General features: G+C 65.2%; 14 protein-coding genes. 5 read left to right on the plus strand and 9 right to left on the minus strand.

What is annotated here, in order from left to right; all coding sequences use genetic code 11:
• Positions 1-44: 44 nt before the first annotated feature.
• The 7 genes from AB0N24_RS07505 to AB0N24_RS07535 form a co-directional block, all read right to left on the minus strand.
• Positions 45-1,133, minus strand: coding sequence for a Gfo/Idh/MocA family oxidoreductase (locus AB0N24_RS07505; RefSeq protein ID WP_364122495.1), 1,089 nt, complete (start codon positions 1,131-1,133; stop codon positions 45-47).
• Between the two features lie 142 nt (positions 1,134-1,275).
• Positions 1,276-2,985, minus strand: coding sequence for an ABC transporter family substrate-binding protein (locus tag AB0N24_RS07510; protein WP_364122497.1), 1,710 nt, complete (start codon positions 2,983-2,985; stop codon positions 1,276-1,278).
• Between the two features lie 52 nt (positions 2,986-3,037).
• Positions 3,038-5,281, minus strand: a complete 2,244-nt coding sequence (locus tag AB0N24_RS07515) for an ABC transporter ATP-binding protein (protein ID WP_364122499.1) — start codon at positions 5,279-5,281, stop codon at positions 3,038-3,040.
• On the minus strand, positions 5,278-6,264 hold the full coding sequence (locus AB0N24_RS07520) for an ABC transporter permease (protein ID WP_364122501.1): 987 nt from the start codon (positions 6,262-6,264) through the stop codon (positions 5,278-5,280). The genes AB0N24_RS07515 and AB0N24_RS07520 overlap by 4 nt, the downstream gene beginning before the upstream one ends.
• Before the next feature lie 2 nt (positions 6,265-6,266).
• The gene (locus tag AB0N24_RS07525) at positions 6,267-7,253 is read right to left on the minus strand and encodes an ABC transporter permease (RefSeq protein ID WP_364122503.1); all 987 of its coding nucleotides are present in this window, start codon (positions 7,251-7,253) and stop codon (positions 6,267-6,269) included.
• Between the two features lie 361 nt (positions 7,254-7,614).
• Positions 7,615-8,268, minus strand: coding sequence for a helix-turn-helix domain-containing protein (locus AB0N24_RS07530; RefSeq protein ID WP_364122505.1), 654 nt, complete (start codon positions 8,266-8,268; stop codon positions 7,615-7,617).
• 94 nt (positions 8,269-8,362) lie between these two features.
• Positions 8,363-10,321: a hypothetical protein gene (locus AB0N24_RS07535; protein ID WP_364122507.1), complete on the minus strand. Its 1,959-nt coding sequence runs from the start codon at positions 10,319-10,321 to the stop codon at positions 8,363-8,365.
• Between the two features lie 345 nt (positions 10,322-10,666).
• Between AB0N24_RS07535 and AB0N24_RS07540 the strand changes: the two genes are divergently transcribed.
• Both AB0N24_RS07540 and AB0N24_RS07545 read left to right on the plus strand, forming a co-directional pair.
• Entirely contained in the window at positions 10,667-11,233 is a 567-nt protein-coding gene (locus AB0N24_RS07540; RefSeq protein WP_364122509.1) for an NADPH-dependent FMN reductase, read from the plus strand.
• Positions 11,234-11,526: 293 nt separating this feature from the next.
• Positions 11,527-12,264, plus strand: a complete 738-nt coding sequence (locus tag AB0N24_RS07545; RefSeq protein ID WP_364122511.1) for a GerMN domain-containing protein — start codon at positions 11,527-11,529, stop codon at positions 12,262-12,264.
• Between the two features lie 44 nt (positions 12,265-12,308).
• On the opposite strand, the gene AB0N24_RS07550 is transcribed toward AB0N24_RS07545, so the two are convergent.
• Positions 12,309-13,154: an isocitrate lyase/phosphoenolpyruvate mutase family protein gene (locus AB0N24_RS07550; protein WP_364122513.1), complete on the minus strand. Its 846-nt coding sequence runs from the start codon at positions 13,152-13,154 to the stop codon at positions 12,309-12,311.
• A 124-nt stretch (positions 13,155-13,278) separates the two neighbouring features.
• Between AB0N24_RS07550 and AB0N24_RS07555 the strand changes: the two genes are divergently transcribed.
• The 3 genes from AB0N24_RS07555 to AB0N24_RS07565 all read left to right on the plus strand — a co-directional run bounded on the left by AB0N24_RS07555 (position 13,279) and on the right by AB0N24_RS07565 (position 15,884).
• Positions 13,279-14,571, plus strand: coding sequence for a PLP-dependent aminotransferase family protein (locus AB0N24_RS07555; protein ID WP_364122515.1), 1,293 nt, complete (start codon positions 13,279-13,281; stop codon positions 14,569-14,571).
• Positions 14,572-14,666: 95 nt separating this feature from the next.
• Entirely contained in the window at positions 14,667-15,098 is a 432-nt protein-coding gene (locus AB0N24_RS07560) for a universal stress protein (RefSeq protein WP_364122517.1), read from the plus strand.
• 48 nt (positions 15,099-15,146) lie between these two features.
• Positions 15,147-15,884, plus strand: a complete 738-nt coding sequence (locus AB0N24_RS07565; protein ID WP_364122519.1) for a VOC family protein — start codon at positions 15,147-15,149, stop codon at positions 15,882-15,884.
• 24 nt (positions 15,885-15,908) lie between these two features.
• On the opposite strand, the gene AB0N24_RS07570 is transcribed toward AB0N24_RS07565, so the two are convergent.
• A complete protein-coding gene (locus AB0N24_RS07570; protein WP_364122521.1) occupies positions 15,909-17,492 on the minus strand; it encodes an AMP-binding protein in 1,584 nt (527 codons plus the stop codon).
• Positions 17,493-17,608: the final 116 nt, after the last annotated feature.

A 17,608-nucleotide genomic window follows, 5' to 3' on the forward strand; every position in this document is an offset into this window, starting at 1 on the left:
TCGTCGCTTTGACGCACGCTTCCTGAATGGCTGCCGTTCAAACGTTAAGCGCGCGCCGAGGCCAGTTCCCGCGTTTTTTCTATTAATTTGAGGACTTCGATCGGGCCTGCCGGGTCCACTGGCAGAGGCAGTGGCGAGGCTGCTCCGCCGTCGTTGATCTTGTCCGCAAGGATCCGGTAGAACTCCGGGTACGCCCCGCGTTCGGTGGGCAGGCGGTCCAGGTGGCCGTCGCGGCCAAGGAGCCCGGCCCAGTCCTTGTCTTCAATGCCGTACTCGGCGTCGAGCGGGCTGCCGCCGGCCACAATGTACGGCTCCTGCGGGTCGATTCCGTGCTTCGTGTAGCCGCCTTCTGTTCCGAGGAGCCGGTAGCGGGGTCCCTGCTGGGGGCACAGCATGTTCATCCACAGGTGGCTCACTACGCCGGAATCATGCTGCAGGGCCACGAACACGTCGTCGTCGGTCTTTTCGCCCTGCCGCCGCGCCCGGAGTTCCGCGTGCGTCACGGTGGCGGGTCCGAACAACTGCAGGGACTGGTCCATCAGGTGCGTCCCGAGGTCGAACAGGACGCCGCCGCCGTCGTCCGCCGTGGCGTCCGCCTTCCACGCCTTGGAGACCTCCGGGGACCAGCGTTCGAACCGCGACTCGAACCGGGTGATCTTGCCCAGGATACTGCTTTCCGCCAGGCCCTTCACTGTGAGGTAATCGCCGTCCCAGCGGCGGTTCTGGAAGACAGTGAGCACTCGGCCCAGCCGGGCAGCCAGGTCCATCAGTTCCCGGCCCTCGGCGCTGCGCACCGCAAACGGCTTGTCGACGACGACGTCGAGGCCCGCCTCGAGCGCGGCCTTCGCCAGCGGATAGTGTGTGGCCGGCGGCGTCCCGAGGACGATGAGGTCAAGGTCACCGGCGAGCGACAGGATGTCGGCGGGCGTGTCAACGAGCTGTGCACCGGGGTGGCTGCCGGCCGCGTCAGCCTGCGTTCCGGCGTCGGACGTTGAAATCACGTCCAGGGAGTACGCCGGGTTGGTGGCGATCAGGGGGGTGTGGAACACACGGCCGGACAATCCGTATCCGGCAACCGCCGTGCGGATTGCAGGCTTACTCGGGGCGGCGTTGGGGGTTGCTTCTGTGCTCATGGACCTACGCTACCCCCGGACGGAGCCCTGGAGTGAGGATGGCGAAGGGCCGGCACCCCCGCGTGAAGGGACCACGGGAATGCCGGCCCTTGCGCTGGCGCGGCGTTGCTTTTCGCTTCGCGGCAGGACTACACGGCTGCTGCTACTTCTTTTCCCAGCCGATGGTGGTCCAGTCCGGAACCTGCGAGCCGCTCTTGAACAGGGACGGGCCGTAGTTCGCCAGGCCGGTGCGCACGAACGAAATCTGCGGTCCGTTCATCACCACGCCCATGGAGAAGTACTTGGCCATGTGCTTCTTTTCAACTTCCATGGCGGCCTTGTTGCGCTCGGTGTTGTCCTCGATGGAGCTGAGCTTCTTGATCTCGGCATCCAGCTCGGCGTCGCCAAGTCCGTTTTCGTTGGTCTTGGAGTCGTAGAACTGCTTGACGGTGTCCGTTGCGTCGGCACCCACCCCGTACCCGGAGACACTCAGGAAGAAGTCGCGGCTGCCCAGTACCTTGCCGAAGTCGGCGGAAGCGCGCTGGTCGATTCCCACGTCCATGCCGCCGGCCTGGAGTTGCTTTTGCAGGGTCTGGGCGAACGCCAGCGTGGTGGGGTCATCACCGAAGTTGCTGATTTTGAAGGCCGCCGGAGCGCCGTCCTTCTCCATGATGCCTGCGGCGTTGGGCTTGTAGCCGGCGTCGGTCAGGACCTTCTTGGCCGCCTCAGGCCCGGTTTCCGTGGCCGGGTAGTTGTCCTGGTAGTACTTGGAGAACGGGAGCAGCATCATCGAACCGGAGCTGGGCTCTTCCCAGTTCAGCCCGTTGAACCGGACCTTGCGCAGGGCTTCGCGGTCCACGGCTGTGAAGATCGCCTTGCGGATCGCAACGTCGGTCATCGGGGCCTTCTGGGCGTTGAGGTTCAGGCCGCCGGCAAACAGCCGCTGGCCGCGGCGGACCTCGGAGTTCTTGGTGCCGTCGAGCTGCTTGTACAGCCCGACGGTGTTGGCGGAGATGCCGTCGATTTCGCCGTTCTTGAATGCTGCGATCGAGGCGCTGGTCTCCAGCTGGCGGAAGACGACCTTGTCGAGGACCGGCTTGGCGCCCCACCACTTGTCGTTCTGGGCCAGGGTCACGGTCTTGGCGGCGCTGTCGTACTTGTCCACTTTGAACGGGCCGGCCATCCACTCCGGGTGCAACTCACCGGTGAAACCGGTGTTGAAGATCTCCGGGGTGTTCACGGCCGGGTGGATGAGGCCCGCGAAGAGGGCATCGAGCGGGTAGACCGGCTGGGTGGTGGTGACCACAACTTCCTTGTCGCTGGACCCGGCCCTGACGGAATCAACGAACTCGTAGGCCCCGGAGGTGACGACGTCGATGTCCTTGTTCTCGCCCTTGAGCATGTTCCAGGTGTTTTGGAACGCCTTGACGTCGATCGGCGTGCCGTCGTTGTAGGTGGCTTTCTCGTTCACCTTGATGGTGATGGTCTGCTTGCCGTCCTTGACTTCGCTCTTGACGTCTTCGCAGAAGTCCTTGTTCGGCGTGGCCGTGCCGTCGAAGTCAAAGTTCCAGCAGCCCCAGGTGCCCGCGCCGTCGATGGGACGGTGCAGGGCCGTGTTGTCTCCGCTGTTGCCGGTGCTGGAAAAACCATTGAAGTCCGGGCCGATGCTGCCCAGCGGAAGCGTCACGGTGCCGCCCGGTTCCAGGTCCTTGGCATCCTTGGCGTTGATGCTGATCAGCTTGGTGAGGTCGCTGCCGGCGTCCTGGCCCTTGCCGGCGTCGGGGCCGGAAGGGGTCCCGCCTCCCCCGCAGCCGGTGAGCGCGAGCGCTGCCGCAACGGCGGCCACCCCGCCAATCTTGGTCAGATTCTTCATGGTTTTCCCTTCATTTTTTGGTGCGAGATTGGTGCTTTGGGGGTCGGGCAAGTCATTCGGTTTCGTGGACCACCAGCATGTCCGCGTCCAGCTCGCCGTCGGGAAAGAAGCAGGCGAACTGCTGGTCCGGCGCGGCCTGGGCCGCTTGCGGAGAGGCGACCGGTTCCAGCGGTGGCTCGAGCGTAAGGCATTTTTCCCGCTTCGCGGCAGGCAGCGCGGCGAACACGGGGCAACGCGTAGCAAAGTTGCAGCCCTTCGGCGCATCCAGCGGCGACGGGAGGTCGCCCTGCAGGATGATGCGTTCGCGCGTCCGTTCAACCTGCGGATCCGGCACCGGAATCGCGGACAGGAGTGCCCGCGTGTAGGGGTGGCGCGGGTTGTCGAAGACGCTGTCCACGTCGCCGATTTCCACGATCTTGCCCAGGTACATCACAGCCACGCGGTTCGAGATGTGCCGCACGACGGACAGGTCGTGGGCAACCATGAGGTAGCTCAGGCCGAGTTCTGCGCGGAGCCTGTCCAGGAGGTTGATCACGCCTGCCTGAACCGAGACGTCCAGCGCGGACACGGGCTCGTCGAGGACCACCAGCTTGGGGTTGACCGCGAGGGCGCGGGCAATCCCGATCCGCTGCCGCTGGCCGCCGGAGAACTGGTTGGGGAAGCGGTTGACGTGGTCCGGCTGCAGGCCCACGAGCTTCATCAGCTCCATGATCCGTTTCCTGATGGCCGGCTTGTCCATGCGCTGGTTCTCCAGGGGCTCCGCCAGGACTTCGTAAACCGTGAATCGCGGATCCAGGGCGCCAGTGGGGTCCTGGAACACCATCTGGAGCTCCTTGCGCATGGCGTTCTTGGTCCTGGCATCGGAGGCTGCCTTGTTGCTCAGCCCGCCGATGGTTACCTCGCCGTCCTGGTCCTTGTGGAATTCCATGATTTCCAGCAACGTGGTGGTCTTGCCGCAACCGGACTCGCCAACGATCGAGAAGCACTCGCCCTCGCGGATGTCGAAGCTCAGCCCGTCCACTGCCTTCACCGTGCCGATGCGGCGCTTGATGAGCGCCCCTTTCAGCAGCGGAAAGTGCTTGCGGACGTCCTTCAGCTCAAGGACCGTCTTGCGTTCGAGCCGGGGAACAGCGTCGAAACGGGAGACCGGGACGGCAGGGGCGTGGAAGATCTCGTGGACGTCCACTTCGGCGCCAAGGGAGTCGGTCTTGATGCACGCAGCCTGGTGCGTCCCGCTGGCGGGCAGCCCGTTCACTCCGTCCCGCGGACCAGCGACCGGCCACAGCTCCGGTTCACCCTGCAGGCAGGCGTCGCTGGCGAGGGGGCACCGGGGTGCGAAGGAACATCCCGTTGGCTTGTGGACGAGGTTCGGCGGAATGCCTTCGATAGGCACCAGCGAGATCTTTTCCGAGTTGTCCACGCGGGGCACTGCACCGAGCAGGCCCATGGTGTAGGGCATCCGCGGGTTGTAGTAGATGTCGTCAACGCTGCCGGTCTCCACCGGCTTTCCGGCGTACATCACCATGATGTCGTCGGCCATGCCGGCAACCACACCGAGATCGTGCGTGATCATCACCACGGCGGCGCCGGTCTCCTCCTGCGCGGTGTGGAGCACCTCCAGCACCTGCGCCTGGATGGTGACGTCCAGGGCCGTCGTCGGCTCATCCGCGATGAGCACGCGCGGGTTGTTGGCGATCGCGATGGCGATCATGACCCGCTGGCGCATGCCGCCGGAGAATTCGTGCGGGAACGCCTTCAGGCGGTCCTTCGGGCTGGGAATGCCGACCATGCGAAGAAGTTCGACGGCGCGGGCTTCGGTAGCCTGTTTGCTCATCTTCGGGTGGTGGACCGTGAGTGCTTCGATGATCTGGTGGCCCACCGTATACACCGGGGTCAGGGAAGAGAGCGGATCCTGGAAGACCATGGCGATGTCGTTGCCGCGGTACTTGCACATGGCCTTGTCGCTGAGGCCCAGCAGTTCCTTGCCGTTCAACCGCACCGAACCGGTGATCTCGGCAGTAGGGGGCAGCAGGCCCATGATGGCCAGGGACGTCACGGACTTACCCGAACCGGACTCGCCGACGATGCCCAGCGTCTTGCCGGGCAGGAGGTCGAAGCCAACGCCCCGGACCGCGTGGACTACACCGTTTTCCGAGTTGAACCGGACATTCAGGTCCCGGACTGAAAGGACAGCATCCGCCGGGATATTACCCGGGGCGTGCAGCCCGGCGACGTGCAGGCGCTCTGCCACGGAATCGGCGGTGCGCTCTGTGCTGGCGGTGGTTTCGCTGCTCATTTGCTGTTCTTCTTTGCAGTCTTCTGTGTCTTGCTCCTGTTGGCGCTGCCAATAGAGCCGGAGCTGGGGTCGAGCGCGTCGCGCAGGCCGTCGTTCATCATGGCCAGCGACCCCGTCAGGAGGAACATGACCATCAGCGGAACCCAGAACATCCAGGGAAAGGTGGCGACCTGCGACGTGGCCTGCCCGATCAGCACGCCCAGGCTGACGTCCGGCACCTTGATGCCGATGCCGATAAAGGAGAAAGCGACCTCTGCCAGGATGGCGCCGGTGACGCCACGGGTGATGTCCAGGACCAGCAGAGAGCCTATGTTGGGGACCAGGTGCCGCCAGACGATCCGGCGGGCGGGGATACCCATGTACTGGGCTGCTTTGACGAAGTCCCGCTGCATGAGCGACATCGAAAGTGAACGGATCAGGCGGGCCGTGCCCATCCAGCTGAAGACCAGCAGGACGATGATCAGCAGCAGCCAGCTGGGGAGGTTTTCATGCAGGCCGTTACCCCCGCCGCTGGTGGCCACGGCCACCACCAGCAGTGCCGGCATCATGATCAATGCTTCGAGGATGAACAGCATGACCTTGTCCACTTTGCCGCCGAAGTAGGCCATGGTGCAGCCGTAGATGGCGGCGATCAGTACTGAGGCCAGTCCGACCACCAGGCCAATGAGGATCGAGATCCGCGTGCCCTCCACCGTGAGGGCATAGAGGTCGATGCCGGCCTGCGAGGTCCCCAGCAGGTGATCCGCGGACGGCGGCATCCCGATGTTGAAGGGGTCGAGAGTTTCCTTGTCCCACGGGGTGAAATAGCCCCCCACGAAGGAAAAGACCGTCAGGGCGAGAAAAATGGCCAGGCCGGCCACGGCTGTCTTGTTCCGGAGGAAACGCCGCAGGATGATCGCGGATTTGGCGATCACGACGTCGTCGTTCTCGATCTTTGCTTCCTCCGCGACGGCGGCGGGGTCGATCGCATTCAGGTTGGTCATGGTTACTGCACCCGCACTCTCGGGTCGACAAGGGTGGTGGCGAAGTCCGCGAGGATGGCACCGATCGCGAAGATCACCGAGCCGTAGGCCAGGGTGGCGGTGGCCGCGTTAACGTCCTGCAGGGCGATGGCGTCGATGGACCAGGAGCCCACACCGTGCCAGGCGAAGATCTTTTCGGCAAAGAAGCCGCCGGCGAAGATGGCGGGAATGGTGAACGCGATGCTTTGCGCCACCGGGATAAACGAGACCCGCAGGGCGTGGCGGGTGATGGCCTGGTTCCGGGTGAGGCCCTTGGCCCGGGCCGTGCGGACGAAGTCGGCGTTGACGTTGTCCAGCAGGTACTGGCGCTGGGCGATCTGGTACGTCCCCCAGCCCACGATGGTGATGGCGAACGTAGGCACGGCGTAATGGGCCAGCATGTCGACGAACTGGACCCAGCCATTGCCCTCCAGCCCCGGAGTGGATATGCCGGTGACGAACAGAATTCGTTCGCCGACCGTCTCGTTGATGTTGATGGCGCCGAGCTGGACCAGGAAGTAGGCGATCGGCGCGGGCACGATGTACACGAGATAGCTGTAGGACGTAATGACACGGTCTTGGAACTTGTACTGTCGCGCGGCCGTGTAGACACCCAGCGCAACCCCGATGATGAGGGTGAGCACGATGGAGGCCAGGAACAGCCGGGTGGAGATCCACACCCGGTCACCGAACTCCGCATTGATAAAGGCGCCGTTGGGGCTTCGTCCCCAGTCCCAGCGCGTGACGACCGCCGTAAGCCAGTCAATGTAGCGTTCCCACGGGGTGAGGGCCGGGTCCAGGCCCTTGAGCCGGAAGGAGTTGGTCACCTGCTCGGGAGTCGGCCGCGGAATGCGTTCCTGTTCCAACAGCGCGGGCTGCAGGGTGCTGACAGCCAGGAAGTACCCCGCCGTCGTGGTCAGGAAGATCATCAGCAGGTAGGTGGCTGCCCGTTTGGCGAGGTACCGGAACATGTCTGCCTAGCTCTGGATCGCCGTTGCCAGTTCCCCGCCGCGCAGTGCCGGTGGCGCTTCGGAGGTGCCCGCCCGGGCCGGTATCAGTTCAACGTTCACAGCAGTCGATCCTTCCGTCGTCCCCCATCCGGCAGGGGTTCCGCCGCCGATCCGGGATCATGGGCCAGCGGGTGTCTGGCCGCCCCGCACACCCCTGGGGGCTTGCCTTTGTAGACTATGTTGCGGGTCACATTCCAGAGGAAACTACCACATACGGCCAGCCCTCCCACCTGCCGGAACGCGTAAACACGGGAGTCCTGTACCAGATCGTTATGAATAAATCAGGAGGATTGATTTTACTGGCCGGACCCCGTCCCATGGATTATCCTCCGCCCGCTGAACCATCCGCCGCGCGGCCAGGGCTGCCGCCGGGACAGCTGACCACGCGGGTGACGAGTTCACGCCAGGACTCCGCGAGCCGCTCCGGAGTCACGTGATGCACCCGTACAGCGTGGAGCAGGCGCTCCGGGTCCAGGGTGGAACTCAGCGACATCGCCATAAGCCACGGATCGGCGGTCACGCCGGCGGCCCTCAGGAGCATTTCGATATGACGGTGCCAGAGCACCGCAGCCGGCACATCAAAGCGGTTGTAGGCGGACGAGTCCGCAGCCCGGGCCAGTTCCCCGAACTCCAGGACAAACGCGATCCGCTCGGCACCGAAAGCCACCAGCCGATCCAGCGGAACCGCACCGGGGCCAAGGGGCGGGGGGCCGAACATGAACCGCCCCTGGAAGGCGGCCTCGGAGTCGCTGAGCAGCGTCATCATGAGCCCTGCGCGGGAGCCGAAGCGCCGGAAAACAGTGCCTTTGCCCACCCCGGCGCGCTCGGCCAGCCGGTCCATGGTGAGTCCGTCCGCCCCGCACACCTCAATGAGCTCGCGGGCAGCCTTGAGCAGCAGCTCCCGGTTGCGGGCGGCGTCGCTGCGTTCCGCTTCCCCGCCGACTGACGATCCGGGGCGGATTGGAATGAGGCTCACACGAAGTATTCTAGCCCCGGGCTATTGTCCGGACTGCAGTCCGAATAACAGGCGTGAACGTCCCGAGGGCGTCCCGCAAATCCGGCCCGCCAATTCAGTCCGCGCTGATTGTTCGCGCGAGCAGACTATCGGGCAACCCGTCCGATTTAAGGAAGTCGCGGAGCGTTGAATCAAGAACCACGGAAACCTCCGGGTCAGCTCCCAAGACATTTTCCGCGACTTTAGCGAGATTCCCGCCATACCCCTCGTGGAGCGGCCGCAGCTCCTCCACCAGTCGGTTCGTATTTTCGTTGAGCGTACCGGTCAACGACAGATACCACGTGGCTGCCAGCAGCGGATCAATCTCCTCGGAATTAATGATGTACATGGCATCCCCCCGGTCCGCCGAATGGGACTCTGCGTCATGGAAGAGCTCCGCTGCGGCCTCGGCGTTTCTGCTGGTGTGTGCCTCTATCGTGGACATTCCTTGCTGGTACGGCGTCATTGGATCCATACCGAGCGGTTTTGTGTCCTGGACGGTAAGCCCAAAGACCTGCGTCGACGCCAGGGCCGCAAGAGTCGACATGACCGCGAGCCCCTTGGGACGGCCATACCTTTGCGATGCAAGCCACCGCCCCACTAGAGCTGTCACGGCAATGCAGGCAATTATTGGCAGGAGGAGCTCCACCGCCAAGGCCAGCTTCAGCGAGTAGTAGTTGACTTTTCCCGCACTGATGACCTGGTAAGCCCCGACGGCAATTACGACGGCCAGGCCGACAACGGGGATAACAATCAGCCTGGCCGCAGCAGGCAGCTTTCCCTGCCCGGCGAGGAATTGCCTGAAATTTCCGTGAACCAGCAATATTGACGCCGCCAACGCGACAAGGAAGGTGGCAATTTCCACGCCGTGCGTGGAACTCGGGACCCGGCCTATGGCAGTCACGACGGTCCCGGTCTCGATTCGGGAAATTTGCAGGCCAACCAGAACCAGACCCAGGAAGGCGACCGCCGCCGTCGCACCGTTCCACAACCACCCGCTCCTTGTCCCCTGCCACCGCTGCCGCTGCCGCGACCACGGGAAGGCGGCAAATACGGCCAGCGGTACCACCAGAAGCAGCAGTAGTGCCCACGTATTGGCTATCCCGACAATCGCGGCGGCTGCGGTGGCGAACACGACGGGCCGGGCCAGGGAATCCGCGAAGGACACGGCGATCATCAGGCACGCCAGCAACGCAACACCAACGAGGAAGTTTTGGAAAGCATGCAGGGTGGCGATGGAGGCGGTGCCGAACGACCACGCCGTGATGGCCAGGACAACGAAGGGCGTGCACATCAGTGGCCGCTCTCTGATCCACGGCAGCGATGTGAGTCCTGCCGTCACCATCACTGTTGCACCGACGGCAGCGAGGGAACTCAGCCGGCTGTAGCTGACCAGCTCGATGCCCAGGTGCCCGGGTGCATGCCCGACGGCAAGGTCGGCCATCGTGGCGAGTGCCGCATGGAATCCTTGCGGATACTCAATGAAGCTCCAGGGATGGCCGCTGTCCGAGAGGCCGGCCATCGGGATGACGGTGCCATGGCTTCGGAGCATGTTGAACATACTGAAATGTGAAGAGTTGTCCCAGCTGGCCAGCAGGAGCCCCAACGCCTGGGGCCCCGTGAACACGAGGAAGTATGGCATCAGCGCCGCTGCCCCGAGGACTGCCGCAACCACAATCAGGACGTCTGCCTTGCCCACCGACGGGACGAGCGCGGCCGCCGCGGCTTTGCGGTCTTGGGACCCGACGACCCACATCGCAAGCCCGGATATCAGTCCTCCGAGAAGCAGCTGCCCCCATCCCGGGAAATTCGCGGGGACGGGAATCCACCACAGCAAGGGAACGGCGCCAAAGAACAGGCAGCCCAGGACGACTATCCGCTGGGACAATCCGCGGGACGTTGGCACTGCTATCGCCAGCAGACCTGTCAGCGCCAGGAGCCACCATCCGCGGAAGGGCTGTGCCTGCCCCAGCAGCAGGAACGCTGCCATCATGATCAGCCCGAGGCAGACGCCAAGGCCCCTGCGGGTCCTCATCGGGTTTGGCCGGCGTTGGGCCGCAGCAGTTGCATGGCGTTCGGCTGTCTCCAAGGGGTGGGGCACATGGACTCCGTGGGCTAAGCGGGGAACTTGTGGCGGGATGCAGTCCCTTCGGATGCAGACCCTTCCCCAGTGATCATGAACCGCTGCCGCACGAGCGACCGCCCTTGAGTCTAATCCAGCAGCGGAAGAAGCGCCGTTTGGGATGAGGGTCACACAAAATGTTCCAGCCGGGCGGGAATAATATGCGGACCGTAGTCCGTTTAGCAGGGTGAAGGCTCCACCAGGCCTCCACAATCAACCAGCCGGCGGATCTCCCGCGGCCAGACACTAGGAGTTCACATGTCCAAGAGCACGGTACTTACGCTGGTCGGCAGCCTGCGCGCCGAATCCACCAACCAGAAGCTCGCCGAAGCCATCCAGCTGAATGCGCCCGAGCAGGTTGAGGTTGTCATCCACGAAAGCCTGGGCAACATCCCGTTCTACAACGAGGACATCGACGTCGAAGGCCAGGTTCCGGCCGCTGCCGCAGCACTCCGCGCCGCCGCAAATGACGCGGATGCCCTGCTTCTGGTCACGCCCGAGCACAACGGAACCGTACCGGCCGCGCTCAAGAATGCCATCGATTGGCTGTCCCGCCCGTTCGGCGCCGGCGCCCTCAGCGGCAAGCCCACCGCCGTCGTCGGCACCGCTTTCGGCCAGTACGGCGGCGTCTGGGCGCAGGACGAAGCGCGTAAGGCCGTAGGCATCGCCGGCGCCGTTGTCCTTGAGGACGCCAAGCTGGCGGTTCCCGGTTCGATGGTCCGCTTCGCTGAAGTCCACCCCAAGGACGACGCCGAAGTTGTCGAGCAGATCAAGGGAGTCTTCGACGCCCTGGCCAGCGCCAGGACTGCCGCCGCAGCGGCCTGATTCACGGGCTAAAACCCTCCTCGCAGGACCGGCATCCATCAGGGAATACGGCTCCAGCCCACGTAAAACGCCCCCGGCAGCTGCCGGGGGCGTTGTGCGTCACCGTTCCGTGATGGAGCTGACGCACAACCGTCACTCAGCACATATTCCGCCCACAGCAGCACCGCCGTAACGTGGAGACGGGGACGTGCGAGAGCTGGAAGTGCGGTGCGTTCATGATGTTCACGCCTGGGACCCGGGCAGCTGCGGCTGTGGCCGCTTGTTTGCTTCCGCTGTGGCTCGGATCGTGCTCAGTGCCGTCAGCATCGTCATCAGAAAGCGCAGCGGCCCGGGCAGCCGGAACTCCGGCGCCCCAGCCGCTGCCGGCGCCTGTTCCCGCCACCACCGTCGAGGTCACGCCCCCGGAGTCCGCGGCTTCCAGCCCGGCGCCGAGTCCCCGGACGGGCGGCAGCATCGCACCCCAGGCCGGCGCCAACGGCGGGGGCGCCGCGACCGTTGACGGTTCCGCCAGCGGAAACCTGCTGCCCGGCGCAACGGCTTCAGCCAGCGCGGCCTCAGGCAGCTCCGGCGCGGGAAACTTCACGGCGCCGGAGGCAGCCGCCGCGGGCGGTCACGCGGCGCTGCCCGGCGAGCTGCCCGGCGGTACGCCAGTGTACTTCGTGGCACTGGACGACGGCGGCAGTACCGGAGTGCGGTTCGGCTGCAACGACAGCCTGGTGGCCGTCTTCCACAGCCCCGCTGCGGCGGCCGAACCCCTCCGGACCGCCCTCGCGATCCTGCTGGGCGGCAGCGCCGCCCCGGCCGGGCTGTACAACTCCCTGGACAGCTCAGACCTGGAGTACGTGTCCGCCTACTTCGACGGCACCACCGTGGTGGTGAACCTGACCGGCACGGTCCGGCCGGGGGGCATCTGCGACATCCCCCGCCTGGAAGCCCAGCTCACGCACACGGCCGTCTCCGCCGTCGGAGCGTCGCGGGCAGAGATCTACGTGGACGGGCGGCGGCTGGCAGACGTCCTGAGCCTGCGGTAGGACGGGGCGGCCTGCAGGCCGACTGGCGGGACCGACGAAGCGAGTCAGTCCCGCCGGAACAGTTCGTCCATGGCCGCGTGGCTGCGGGCGCCGGCCAGTTCGGACCAGTTGCCGTCCCCGAGCACGTCTTCGGCCACCCGGGACACTGTGGCATAGGCAGCCTTCGCAGTGTTGCCGCCGATGCTGATCCGGCGGACGCCGGCGTCGTGCAGCTCCCCCACGGAGGGCGCGCCCAGTCCGGCCAGCGCGTTCAGGGGCGCGGCAATCCGGCGGGACAGATCGTGGAGCACGTGCAGGTCCAGCAACCCGGGGACGAATATTCCATCAGCCCCCGCAGCCAGGTACGCGTCCGCGCGGCGGACGGTTTCCGCAAAAGCAGTCTCCGGAAAACCGCCGGACAGGTAGGTGTCGGTGCGCGCGTTGATGAACAGGTCAACACCAGCTTCCTCCGCTGTGCGGCGGACGACGGCGATGCGACGGGCCTGTTCTTCAACACCCGTTAGCGGCTCCTCGCCGGAGTCCTCGAAATTCACGCCGACCGCGCCGGCGGCCAGGACCCGGCGGACGGTTTCCCGAAGCTCCCCGTCATCAAACGTGCCGTCGACGTTCGCATAACCGGTCTCAATGTCCGCCGTCACAGGGAGCGAGGTGGATGCCGCGATCCGGCTAAGGGCAGCCATGGCGAGTTCTCGTGGCAGGTGATTTCCGTCCGGAAAGCCGAGGCTCCATGACAGGGCCGAACTGGACGTCGCCAGTGCGGCCGCCCCCGCTTGCTCAACGAGCCGGGCCGACGCCACATCCCAGACGTTGACCAGGACCAGCGGCGCCGCGTCCGCGTGAAGTGCGTGGAAGGCCGCGGCCAGGGGTCCGAGGTGGCTGTGCGTAGTCATGGGTCTATTCCATGCCCTCCACAGCCGAAGGTAAAGCAATTGCCATCCGCGCCGGTGCGGCGCGCCCCACATGCCCGTGAACAAACGTTGCCTGATTGACAACATGTAGTTGTATCCTGTGAGTGTGACCCACGAAACACTTGATGCCGCGGCAGATGTCCTGCCGGCCGAAGCAATTGACGCAATCGAACGCGCGGCAACGTCCGCCCACCGCCACGATGAACTTTTCTCGGAGCGCGCAGCCAACATCAAGCAGTCCGCAGTCCGCGACGTCTTTGACATCTCGCTGCGGCCGGGCCTCGTTTCGCTGGCCGGCGGCAGCCCCTATCTGCAGTCCTTGCCCCTGGAACGGCTTGGCCAGACGGCCGCGAAGATCATCGCCGAACAGGGCATGACGGCACTGCAGTACGGCAGCGGCCAGGGCACTGAAGAACTCCGCACCCAGATCTGCGAGGTGATGGCGGCAGAGGGAATCCTCGATGCGGACCCCCGGAATGTCGTGATCACCGCGGGTTCCCAGTCAGCCCAGGACGTGGCCACCAAGGTGTTCTGCGATCCGGGTGACGTGGTGCTGGTGGAGGACCCCACTTATGTGGGTGCCCTCAACACGTTCGAGGCCTACCAGGTGGAGGTGGCCCCCGTTCCCATGGATGAGCACGGCTTGGTTCCCGACCTCCTGGAAGCCCGGATCGCCGCCCTGCAGACTGCCGGCAAGAACATTAAGTTCCTGTACACCATCCCCAACTTCAATAACCCCTCCGGCATCACCATGGCCGAGGACCGGCGGCAGCAAATCGTCGATATATGCCGTAAGGCGAATATTCTGGTCCTGGAGGACAACCCTTACGGGCTGCTGCGCTTTGACGGCAAACCGCTTGCTCCGCTGCGCGCAGCCAACCCCGACGACGTCATCTACATGGGCTCCTTTTCGAAGATCTTCGCCCCCGGCCTGAGGATCGGCTGGGCCCTGGTGCCGGCACACCTTCAGCGCCGCTACTACCTGGCCTCCGAAGCCGTGACGCTATGCCCGTCCACCCTGAACCAGATGCTGGTCTCGGCCTACCTGCGGGACTACGACTGGAAAGGGCAGATCGAAACGTACCGCGGGCTTTACGCCGAGCGCTGCCAGGCCATGCTGGCCGCCCTGGAGGAGTACATGCCGGAGGGGCTGAGCTGGACCCGACCCGAGGGCGGTTTCTTCGTCTGGGTGACGCTGCCCGAGGGCGTGGACACGTACCCGCTGTTGCGGAAGGCAATCGACGCGGGCGTGGTGTTCATCCCGGGGGCGGCGTTTACGCATTCGGACGAACCGTCCAACAAGCTGCGCCTCGCCTTCAGCGCCGTTCCCCCCGACGCCATCGCCGAGGGAGTACGGAGGCTCGCTCCGGTACTGCGGGACGCCATTGCCGCCCTGTAGCCTGAGTCATTGCTGCACGGCGCCGGGCATATTCACTAGGCTGGTTTCACAAGGCTGACTTTTACAAGGCTGGCCGATCCCTAAGGAGCAGAAGCATGACCGGAATTATTGTTGTCGGCGTTGACGGCAGCGAGACTGCAATGCGGGCCGCGGAAACAGCGCAGGGCCTGGCCGTGTCCCTCGGGGCGACACTCCACGTGGTCACTGCGTTCGACAGTGACCGCACAGAGGTCTACGGGAGCGGAAGTGACCGCTGGATTGTCTCCGATGCCGGGGAAGCCGAAAAAGTGGCCAAGGACGTTGCATCGCGGCTGCATTCGGAAGGCCTGAAGGTCACATATTCCTCGGCCCGGGGCAAGCCGGCGGAAGCCCTCATCAAGGAAGCCGAGCGTTTCGACGCCCAAATGATCGTGGTGGGCAACCGCCGTATGCGCGGACTCGGCCGGGTCCTGGGCAGCGTTGCCAACAGCGTGGCGCACAACGCCCCGTGCGATGTCTACATCGCCAAGACGGACGTCGCCGACTAGGGCGTGCCTCCTATACCCGGGTTTAACCCGGGTATAGGGTCGGGCGGTATGGCGCTGCGACTTGTTCAGGTGAATTTCAAGGCTCGGGATGACTCGGCCCTCGGCCGGTTTTGGGCGGAGGCGCTCGGCTGGGGTGTGTCCAGCGAGGGACCCGGGGTGACCAATGTTGAACCCTTGGGCTTCGACTGGCCGGACCCCGCCGCCGTGTGCGTCGACGTCGTCACCGTCCCGGACCCCGAGACAGTGAAGTACCGCGCGCACCTCGACCTGGCCACCACCTCTGCGGCCCATCAGGCCGAGCTGGTGGCGCGCCTTTTGGAGCTCGGTGCGACGCGCGCAGACGTGGGCCAGGGTGATGTGCCGTGGACGGTCCTGGCCGACCCGGAGGGCAATGTGTTCTGTGTGCTGGAGCCGCGCCCGATCTACCGGGACACCGGGCCGATCGCCACGGTGGTGGTCAACTGCGCGGATCCGCGGGCCATGGCCCGGTTCTGGAGCGAGGCCACGGACTGGACCCTGCACGAGGTGAACGACGATCATGCGAGGCTGCGTTCTGCCCAGGGCGTCGGACCGTACCTGGAATTACTTCGCACCTCTGGCGAAGAGACCGTGTGGAACCGTGTCCATCTCGACCTGATGCCGTACCCCGGTGATGACCAAGCGGCAGAGGTGGCCCGGCTGCGGGACCTGGGCGCCACTGACGCCGACGTCGGCCAGGGCGATGTGCCATGGGTGTGCCTCGCCGACCCGGAGGGCAACGAGTTCTGCGTCCTCACCCCGCGCTGACGCCGCGCATCCGGGAGACACGCCCTAACCGTTCCTTAGAAGCCTGCGCAGGATCTTCCCGGAGGAGGACTTGGGCACGGCCTCGATAAACTCCACCCGGCGGACCTTCTTGAAGGGCGCCACTTTGGCGGCCACAAAGTCGATCACGGCCGCCTCATCGAGCGCCTGCCCAGGCTCTCCCGGCTGCCGCACAACGAACGCCAGAGGCACTTCCTGGCCGTCGGCGTCGGGCGTTCCGATCACCCCGGCGTCCGCAATGCCCGGGTGCGTCAGCAGCAGTGCTTCGAGTTCAGCCGGGGCGATCTGGTAGCCCTTGTATTTGATGAGTTCCTTGAGCCGGTCCACAATTGTCACGACGCCGTCGGCCCGGACCGTGGCAATGTCGCCGGTGTGCAGGAAGCCGTCCGCGTCCAGCGTGTCCGCCGTTTCCTCCGGGCGGTTGAGGTAGCCAAGCATGACGTTCGGTCCCCGGCACAGCAGGTGGCCGGGGGCGCTGGTGCCCTCCGCCGGAATTTCGATGTCCTCGCCGGTGGCAGGGTCCACCAGGCGGCAGTCCATGTTGGGCACCGTGAAGCCCACCGAGCTCACCGGAACGTCCGTGGCATCCGCCGGGATCAGGTGCGATACCGGGCTCATCTCCGTCATTCCGTACCCCTGCAGCACACGGCATTGCAGCCGTTCGCCGAGGGCCGCACCAAGTTCACCGTCCAGAGGCGCGGCGCCGGACAGTGTGGTGTGCACCGAGCTGAGATCGTACTCGGCAACGAGCGGGTGCTTGGTCAATGCCACGGCCACCGGCGGGGCGATGAAGAGGTAGGTGCACTTGTGGTCCTGGATCATGCGCAGGAACTCGGCGAGCTCGAACCTGGGCATGGTGACCAGGCAGGCGCGTTCCCGCAGGGCAATATTCAGCAGGACGGTCAGGCCGTAGATGTGAAAAAACGGCAGCAGGGCGAGCAGCCGGTCCTGGTGCCGCACGTTCAGCAGCCCGCGTGACTGTTCCACATTGGCCACGAGGTTCCGGTGGCTCAGCTTCACGCCTTTCGGCCGCCCTGTGGTTCCGGACGAGTACGGCAGCACCGCCACGTGGGTTGCCGGGTCAAAGGAGACGCTCGGGGCCGGCGCGCCGGCGGTGAGCAGGTCCTTGAGCGACGGGTGCCCCGCGGCGCCGTCGAGCACCACCAGCCGGTCTGCCGGGATTCCGGCACGCTCGGCGGCTTCCTCGGCGCCCGGGAGCAGTGCCGAGACGGTAAACAGCCAGGTGGCCCCGGCGTCCTGAAGCTGAAGTGTCAGTTCATCGGCGGTGTAGAGCGAGTTGACGGTGGTGATGGCGGCGCCGGCCCGGAGCAGTCCGTGGAAGACCGCAGCGAACGCGGGAATGTTGGGGCAGAGCATCGCGGCAATCCCGTGCGGTCCCAGTCCGAGCGCTGACACCGCACCCGCCACGGCGTCGATCTGCGCAACCAACTGGCGGTAGGTGGTCTCCGCCCCGCTTACCCCGTCCACGACGGCGGTGCGGTCCAGGTCCGCTTCGGTGAGGCCGTCAAAAAGGTACTGGTAAATGCTTTGGTCCGGGATGACCACGTCCGGGAAGGGGCTCGAAAACACGCAACATCTCCTTTGATCTGCTCCAGCAGCTGGTGGCAATTGACGGCGGCAGCTGGTGCAACTCTAGTTCGGCATGTCAAGCATTTGGCGCACCCGGCTTGACGGGCATCACGCCC

The organism is Arthrobacter sp. NPDC093128 (genome assembly GCF_040683875.1).
Classification (GTDB): Bacteria; Actinomycetota; Actinomycetes; order Actinomycetales; family Micrococcaceae; genus Arthrobacter.